Below are 8,729 nucleotides of genomic sequence, written 5' to 3'. Positions count from 1 at the left end.
AGTACAGGTACGCAGATTGCAAATACACCAAGTATTACACAAGCAGGTATTAGTGCAGGAAACCAAAAAGTAACCAATGTGGCTGATGGTACAGTGGCTGCAGGTTCTAAAGATGCCGTCAATGGTGGACAGCTTGCCAATGTTCAAAGCCAAGTCACAGCGAATACAAACAATATTAGTAACTTGCAAAACAATATTAGTGATGTGACTTCAGGTAAAACAGGTATTGTGAAACAGGCGGATACCAATAGCCCAATTACCATTGGACAAGACACTGGCGGTACAACTGTAAGTGTTGCAGGAACATCAGGTAATCGTACGGTAACAGGTGTGGCAAATGGTTCCGTTGCCCAAGGGTCTACAGATGCAATCAATGGTGGACAGCTTTCTAATGTATCAAACAGTGTTGCAAGCGTTATTGGTGGTGATGCAACGGTTGATGCAGATGGCAAAGTAACTGCAACTAACATTGGCGGTACAGGTGCAACCACCGTTGATCAAGCGATCAAAAATGTGAACCAAAGTGCGGCTAAAGCAAAATCAACCGTTACTCAAGGCGACAATATTGTTGTCACCACCTCTAATAATGCTGATGGCAGTACGAACTATCAAGTGGCAACGTCTAAAGACATTACTGCAAATACGGTTAAAGTTGGACAAGTTGCAATTGATAGCAATGGCGTAAATGCAGGAAATCAAAAAGTAACCAATGTGGCTGATGGTAGTATCACAAGCTCAAGCAAAGATGCAGTCAATGGTGCTCAGGTTTACCAAGCAAATACCAATGTATCTAACTACTTAGGTGGTGGTTCAACGGTAGATGCATCAACAGGACAAGTATCAGCGCCAATCTACAATGTAGCAGGTGGGGCATATAACAATGTGGGTGATGCATTGGGGGCTGTAGACGGACGTGTTGGTAATTTAGAAAAAGGAATGAATCAAACTATTCGCGAACTAAACAAGGTTAGAAAAAATGCTGATGCAGGGGTAGCAGGGGCAATCGCTATTGCTTCTTTAGGACAACCTTTTGAAAAAGGATCTTCAGCTCTTAGTCTTGGAACGGGATCTTGGAATAGCACTACAAACCTTGCTATTGGCACAAGTGGTATTACAGAAGATCACAAGTTATTTGGAAAAAATGTCAATTACATTTGGAAAATGGCAGGTACAAGTGATTTCAATGGTAATTCTGGTGGTGGTGGTAGTGTTACCGTTACTTGGAAGTAATAAAATATAAATGAAAAAATGGAAGCCAGGCTTCCATTTTTTTTAGACTATAATTTGGTGCTTTATTAAACAGTATGCTGCAATTGTATAAATTTATTTTTGATATAAAATTATACTGAATCAAAAGCTTTAAGGTATTTTTCGTCTTTTAAGAAAAATTGAAACCTCTTTTAAATCCATGCCTGATCTTGTAGCGAATTCTAGTTCTTTCAATATATATTGCAAAGAAACTTACTAATGGTCACTTATTATACGACCATAGCTAATACAAAATCGCCTTAACTTTGGGCAGCTCACTGTCAATAAAGCTCGTTTGCCCATAGGTAAGCAACAATTTCATCTGCCTGTCAATGGTAAACATAAATCAACTAATCCTTATTCTTTTTATGCCCTACAAATATCCAAAACTTATCCACTCAAGTCGTACCATAATGATTTTTCTTTGCCTGAAGTGTGAGAATAGGAAAAATCTTAATATATACTAACTCTTTTAACTGCAATATTTCTGATACTGTTACTTCTATACAATGTAGGTTTTTCAATATATTTCCTGCAAGAGAATTCTGATAGCTCAATATATATATCCCAATAATTGACGCTTATATAATCTACATTGATAACTTTGCTTACCACTTATTTTTATAATTTTTCTTTGTACTGTTACTTAAGCAGCAGGTATGACATTTGATATGTAGAGTTACTTTTATTTCTCTACTCTATCAAAATCTTACCTACCTTTTGTTCAGCATAATTTTTGATACACCAACTAAAATTTGGATACACAAAAGAAAATAAAAAAAGGACTGGTTTGATGTTAAAAATTAGGAAAAATATCTTATAGCAAACAAAATGAATTTCCTTACAACAGCTAATAACGGTATACTGGTTCAAATATGAATGTGAGTTAGTTGAAGAATACAACTCAGATAAACAGATCATAGATGAACTAAAACATTCGTATCTTGCTACTTGGTCACTTAAAGCTAATACAAAATATCAAAAATTAGATGTTTCTGAAAACAAAGGTCCTACATCTAAAAAAGAAACCACGTCAGAAGCTCAAAAACAGCCTGTAAACAGCAAAAAAATTAAAAATGGTATTCAGGTTCCATCTAACGCGCAAACATCGATTAAAACGCAAAATAAAAGCATTGAGCATAGCTTTGAAAAACCAAAAATTATTTTAAGTCCTAAACAAATCCATTTTTTTACTAAAAAAATTGGCAAACCACGCATTATTTTCAAGTATTCATGCAGGTGCAGGCCAAAGCTTACAAGCGTTTCAAATACGTTTAGTGGGATTACTTTGTAAATCCGATTTTGTAGAAAAACATCTGACAGATTTAAAAGCTGTGGGATATACAACTGGTATGGAAAGACAAAAACGATGACGAATATGATTGATCAGGCATAAGAAATTCAACTCAAACAAGTGGCTTGGGTAAAACAAGACTATCAAACACCTTCATTGGTGGAATGTGAAGAATGCGGAAATGATATTCCTGTTCAACGACAAAAATATGGCAACGTAAATTGTATATTGAATGTGCCACTGTGGCAAAAAAACGAGGATAAACCTGTGCCATCAAGACAACTATTTGTTTACCATCATTGCAGTGCAAAAATGAAAGTAAGTTAGAAGCAAGCCTATTTAGAATATCGTACTTTCAGTGCAGTGATGTATTTTGTGCAGTAAAATGCAGTATTCAAAAATAATAAATATCAGACTCTAAAAGCCTTATGTATTGGAGTTTATAGATATGTTATGCAGGGGATTTATACTGTCAGGAAATCGACACATTTGCGCAGCGCAGGTGGGCGGGGCAACTGCGCGCGGCAGGCAATACACACTTTATTTTGCTTTGTCTAAATAACGGCTTACATCAATATTAACGATTGCTTAGATTCTCCCTTGATAACTTTCTCGATACTTGAAGCCAATGAAATTTCATCTCCATATTCTACTAGGTGAAAAGTCATAGCTTCTTTGGCATTCTTTAAACTTCTTCAAAATTACCATCTGTTGAAGAAGGTTTATTAATTCAATAATATTACATTTAAAAAAATAAGGAGAACTTATTTCCTTTAATAGATTCAGCTTATATAGAATACATTAAATATGGAAAACTGATTTTTTATCTTTATGCCATGTTTTAAATTCAACTTACAAAATTATTAAAACAGTATATTGAGTGTGCTTAAAGGCAATTACTTATATCACTATAAATTCTTTGTTTTAGAATTTAGAAAGAAAATGTTTTTAATATTTTTAATAAACTTTTAATGCTTTTAGACAGACTAAGAACCTTTATTCGTAAAGGTTTCAAGCTTTATATCACTATAAATTCTTTGTCATATACCTATAAATTCTTTGTCATATACCTATAAATTCTTTGTCATATACCTATAAATTCTTTGCTTTTAACTATATCAGTGATTAATATAGTTATATCGCTGTATTCAATTAAAACAAAATGAAAAATGAATTAGTTGTTAAAGATAATATTTTGATCAATGCTAGTTATAACCTTGAATTAACAGAGCAACGGCTTATCCTACTTGCTATTGTTGAAGCTAGAGAATCTCAAGCGAAACTTACCTCTGATACAGTTGTTCAAATTAGTGCACAAGAATATGCGAAAACCTTTTATACCACCAACGAAGCGGCATATGCGGCATTAAAAAGTGCTGTTAATAATCTTTTTGAACGAAAGTTTTCATACAAAGAATATCGTGGTGATCAAAACAAAGAATTTATAGTTAAATCAAGATGGGTTTCAAAAATTGCATATGCAGATAACTTAGGTGTGCTTGAGGTTACTTTCGCTTCTGATGTGGTACCTTTAATTATCCGATTAGAAAAGCACTTCACAAGTTATCAACTAAAACAAGTCTCACAATTAAGTAGTAAATATGCTATTCGTTTGTATGAAATATTAATTTCATGGAGAGAAGTGGGTAAAACGCCAGTAATTACGATTCAAGACTTTAGAAATAAAATTGGGCTTGAAAATAGTGAATATTTACGAATGGATAATCTGAAACGTATTGTAATTGAACCTGCCATAAAGCAAATCAATAAATACACGGATATTTATGTTGAGTATGAACAGTTTAAATCAGGTAGATCTATTGTAGGCTTGCAATTCAGATTTAAGCTGAAAGATTTTAAGATGCTTAATAGTATTATAGATAAAGAACCTGAAAAACAAATCAAACTTACTGAAAAACAGATACTCCTTTTTGCTAATAAACTTGCCTATGACGATGCTTTTGCAAGTAAACATGCAGAGGTTGGTGAAGAATATACAGACTTAGAAAAACGTCTTATCAAGAAGTTATCAGACAATGAATTTATTAAAAAATACAGTAAAGATTTAGAGCGAGTGGGTCTAAATTTTAAATAACTTACGTAACTTAAATAAATTGCGTAAGTTAAGTAAGTTTTTTAGGAAAGTTCTTTTAAAACAATTTCTTTTAATTCTTCATTTGAGAGGCTTTGTAGTTGGTTAAGTGCTGCTTTAATAATAATAGAACGATTGGCTTTTGCTACACGACTATCCAAAACTAACTCGTCAATTTGTTCGCTTACATCTTCTGTTAAAGAAAAAGTGTAGCGTTTATACTTCTGCTCACTAACTTTTAGTTCACTTACACGTTTTGCTGCACCATTAATAAAATCATCAATAGACTTATCTTGGGGCTCTTGGACAGGTGTTCTTTTTAAACCTTTTAGACTCATTTTAACTCCCCAAGAAACTCAATCGCTATTTGCTCAATCTCAGCTTTTGCTTTGGTATCACTTGAAATTTCAAATACAGACAATCCATTTTCATCAGCATCATCATAAACATTTCGATTTGTTGTGTACTGTGCAAGTGGTTTTAAATAGAAAGATTCACATGCTTCTTTGGCATCCCAAATTCGCTGTGCTTGACTTGGAAGCGCAGGACATTGAGTGATAACTGCATTTGTAATAAGTTGAGGATTTACTGCTTTTGCTAAACGAATAAGTTCTTCAACATGCACTAATGTCTTTAAGTCACGACGTTTAGGACGAAATGGTAAGAGCATATGTGTTGCAATAGTCATTGCTGAACGTAGCGCTTCTGAGTCCTGACCACCTGCATCAATCACGATGTCTTGGTAACGTTTGCTTAAATCAAGAAGAACTTGGCGAATATTACCTGATGCTTGAACCGATGGAATGTTAGAAAGGTCTTCATTTTCTTCACGTTCACGAACCCAATCGGTTGTTGTTCCTTGTGGATCGGCATCAAGCAATAAAATATCTCGTTCTTGTTGTTGCAGATAGACAGCTAAGTTTTGTGCAAGACAGCTTTTACCTGAACCGCCCTTTTCACCACCAATTAAAATAATCATTGTTATGCAACTTACATAAGTTAAGTAACTTGATTATATAAATTAAAGCTTTACCATACAATAACTTAAATAACTTAAATAACTTAAATAACTTAAATAACTTAAATAACTTAAATAACTTAAATAACTTAAATAACTTAAATAACTTAAATAACTTAAATAACTTAAATAACTTAAATAATAATTTTTACATAACTAAAAGAATTTATAATAAATTATATCTAATCAATATGTATTTAATTAATTAAATCTAAATATTTATTTTCTATCTTACTTTGCCACCTATGACAGGTTGCTTTATGGCACAAAAATCAGTAGTTGTTATAAGTAAGCAATCTTATGAGAGTACCTCGCAATCACGTATCCGTTTATATGGTCCATACGGTGCTGCAACTATTCATCGCTATACCGAAACCAGTTGCGAGGATTAGAGGAATACCGCTCAAAGAAAGATACATCATAGAGTAAATAATGGCTTACCAAAAAAAATAAAAATGTTAGTGCAGGTATGCCAGAAACAGCCCGAAGTTTAACTGCAGCAAATGATACGGGAGTTATGTTTAGAGACTCATTCAAAGAATATGTAGTTACTGCCAATAAACCTATTACCATAGATGCATCAGAGTCTGATAATACAGCAACAAAAAAGCCGGGTTATAATTTCTCATGTCGAGTAGCAGTAAATTTTATACCGAAACCAAATACTGATTATGAAGCTTCTTATGTCGAAACAAATAAAAAGTGCTTTATACAAATTACAGAAGTGCAAAAAGATAAACAAGAAAAAATTATATTTCCAACAAGATTGTTAGAACCTTTAGAAATACAAATGTGCACAAAGCCAAAAGATAGCTCCATTTAGACTTAGTAGAAAAGGCAGAGTAATCTGTCTTTTCTTATTTTTGTACTTGTAGTATTACTTGCCAGTAGTTTACACACTCAACACACTAATCAAAAACATTACAACTTTTGGGGAATACATTCTTGATGTGTATTGAAATTCTATTTTGTACTGCTAAAGCTAATAATTTTATTTAGTATATTCATATAATAAGTATCGATTGTGTCATACAATTTTAATATTATTGACATATAAAGTATTAATTATTAATTAATTTAGTCTATTTAAAAATGACCACTCAATTAAAGTTTTCTACACTCTTTTTATCTATTGCTTTAACAGGTTGCGGTGCACATCATTATAATTCACATGCTTCTTCTATGGTAAAACCATCCACTCAACCTAAAAATATTATTGTGTTAATTAATGATGGGGCAGGTGTTGGTACTTGGGAAGCGGCTGCAGATTGGCAGTATGGTGGTATTCAAAAAGCTCCATATGCAAAATTCCCCGCAAAATATGCAATGTCTACTTATCCTTTAAATGCATCAAAAGAACCAACAAACAACTCAGTTTCTGCAATTAATTATGATCCTCAGCAGGCATGGGATTTAACCCCAACCAATAATGCTAAATTGCCATTTAAAGGCTATGAATATTTATCAAAAACACCAACAGATAGTGCAGCAGCAGGTACAGCACTCGCTTCTGGTACTAAAACCTATAATAATGCAATTAATTTTGATAATTATGGTAAGCCAGTTGAGTTTATTACTTTGATTGCAAAATCTGCTGGTAAATCAACTGGAGTGATTACAACAGTTCCATTTTCTCATGCAACACCTGCTGCATTTGGTGCACAGAACATTTCTAGAAATAATTACCATGCTATTGGGCATCAAATGTTTTCTCAAGGCCATTTAGACCTAATTATGGGAACGGGTGCACCTGGTTTTAATATCAATGGTACACCATGTGACAAACTTGTAGTAGATGAGTCGAAAATAGGCTGTGATAGCAAATCACAATATACTTATATTTCAGAGCGAGACTGGAATGATTTACAAACAGGGCACTTAACACCTAAAAATAGTCAATATGGATGGAATATTATTCGCAGTAAAAGTGAATTTGATGCTTTAGCAAATGGTAGTAAAAACTATACTGGGCCTATATTTGGTTCACCTGAAATTACCAATACTTTACAACAAGCACGTCAAGTTGAAATTGTTGGTAAGGACAAATCAAACCCGTCGGGTGATGCTTTTGTAAAAACAGTACCAAGCTTAAGTACAATGACACAGGGTGCAATCAATCATTTAAGTAAAAATAAAGATGGCTTTTTTCTAATGGTTGAAGGGGGTGCAACAGATTGGTCAGCGCATACAAGTTCATGTAATTCACAATGGAATTATGGTAAATGCACGAGTGAGCCTGAATATGGTCGTTTAGTGGAAGAAACACAAGATTTTAATAACTCAGTTCAAACAGTTATTGATTGGGTTGAGAAAAATAGTAATTGGAATGATACTTTAGTCATTGTAACTACCGACCATGATAATGGTATGCCAATGGGCAAAGACGCAAATACTATTCCTTTTGCGAGTATTGCAAATAAAGGTAAACATAAAATGCCTGAGTTTTCATTTAGACCGACAGGCGATCACTCAAATGCATTAGTTCCGCTTTGGGCTAAGGGTGCAGGTTCTGAGTTATTTGCACAGCGCATTCATGGTGTAGATACTAACTTTGCTAAATATACCAAACTAAATGATGGTAAATATATAGATAATACAGATGTATTTAATGTGGTGAAAATTGCCATTCAAGGTACAGCAATTAAGCCTTATCAGGAATAATACATTGCCTTAATTTTGGTATAAAAAGATTAGATTTAAAAACTTATTTTGATGTTTTAGCTGAAATTAAACCAAAGAAAAAAGAGCCGTTTTCTGGCTCTTTTTTAAAGAAATAGATTAAATTATCATTGCTTCTTGAATTTCCTTTAAAACAGAAAATTATCATTTAAATCAGAAGTTTGTGGCTGATAGGTTATTGGCACATTGATAACCCTACTGTGGTTGTTACCCACTTTAGTTATAACTATTACTACTCGGTATTTGTGCCTGTTGTCCATTTATTTAACTTTTACATTATCAGGTGCTACGATTACTAAACACTAAACACTAAACACTAAACACTAAACACTAAACACTAAACACTAAACACTAAACACTAAACACTAAACACTAAACAAGGTTGAAATTTGTTGCAA

8 protein-coding genes and 1 pseudogene are annotated in these 8,729 nt (G+C 33.3%); 7 read left to right on the top strand and 2 right to left on the bottom strand.

Annotation, left to right across the window (positions count from 1 at the left end; all coding sequences use genetic code 11):
- The 4 genes and pseudogenes from PCI70_RS11595 to repM form a co-directional block, all read left to right on the top strand.
- Window positions 1-1,230, top strand: a pseudogene (locus PCI70_RS11595) (YadA-like family protein); the annotation flags it as partial.
- Window positions 1,231-2,450: 1,220 nt separating this feature from the next.
- Entirely contained in the window at window positions 2,451-2,621 is a 171-nt protein-coding gene (locus tag PCI70_RS11590) for a hypothetical protein (RefSeq protein ID WP_269915498.1), read from the top strand.
- A gap of 26 nt (window positions 2,622-2,647) precedes the next feature.
- Window positions 2,648-2,869, top strand: a complete 222-nt coding sequence (locus PCI70_RS12210; RefSeq protein ID WP_442865217.1) for a TraR/DksA C4-type zinc finger protein — start codon at window positions 2,648-2,650, stop codon at window positions 2,867-2,869.
- A gap of 835 nt (window positions 2,870-3,704) precedes the next feature.
- Window positions 3,705-4,637, top strand: coding sequence for a replication initiation protein RepM (gene repM / locus PCI70_RS11580; protein WP_269915497.1), 933 nt, complete (start codon window positions 3,705-3,707; stop codon window positions 4,635-4,637).
- A 41-nt stretch (window positions 4,638-4,678) separates the two neighbouring features.
- On the opposite strand, the gene PCI70_RS11575 is transcribed toward repM, so the two are convergent.
- The gene (locus PCI70_RS11575; protein ID WP_269915496.1) at window positions 4,679-4,972 is read right to left on the bottom strand and encodes a hypothetical protein; all 294 of its coding nucleotides are present in this window, start codon (window positions 4,970-4,972) and stop codon (window positions 4,679-4,681) included.
- Window positions 4,969-5,613, bottom strand: a complete 645-nt coding sequence (locus PCI70_RS11570) for an AAA family ATPase (protein WP_269915495.1) — start codon at window positions 5,611-5,613, stop codon at window positions 4,969-4,971. Before PCI70_RS11570 ends, PCI70_RS11575 begins: the two co-directional genes overlap by 4 nt.
- A gap of 299 nt (window positions 5,614-5,912) precedes the next feature.
- Here PCI70_RS11570 and PCI70_RS11565 point away from each other — a divergent pair, with 299 nt between their 5' ends.
- From PCI70_RS11565 to PCI70_RS11555, 3 genes are all read left to right on the top strand, one after another.
- Window positions 5,913-6,044, top strand: a complete 132-nt coding sequence (locus PCI70_RS11565) for a hypothetical protein (RefSeq protein ID WP_269915494.1) — start codon at window positions 5,913-5,915, stop codon at window positions 6,042-6,044.
- Window positions 6,045-6,121: 77 nt separating this feature from the next.
- Entirely contained in the window at window positions 6,122-6,475 is a 354-nt protein-coding gene (locus PCI70_RS11560; RefSeq protein ID WP_269915493.1) for a hypothetical protein, read from the top strand.
- 269 nt (window positions 6,476-6,744) lie between these two features.
- Window positions 6,745-8,313 (top strand): alkaline phosphatase, encoded by a 1,569-nt coding sequence (locus PCI70_RS11555; RefSeq protein WP_269915492.1) that lies wholly within the window; start codon window positions 6,745-6,747, stop codon window positions 8,311-8,313.
- Window positions 8,314-8,729: the final 416 nt, after the last annotated feature.

Origin of the sequence: Acinetobacter sp. HY1485, from assembly GCF_027568475.1 — a bacterium.
Lineage (GTDB): Bacteria > Pseudomonadota > Gammaproteobacteria > Pseudomonadales > Moraxellaceae > Acinetobacter.
The sequence above is the reverse complement of the archived record's forward strand: the minus strand, read 5'-3'. Positions and strand labels throughout refer to the sequence as shown.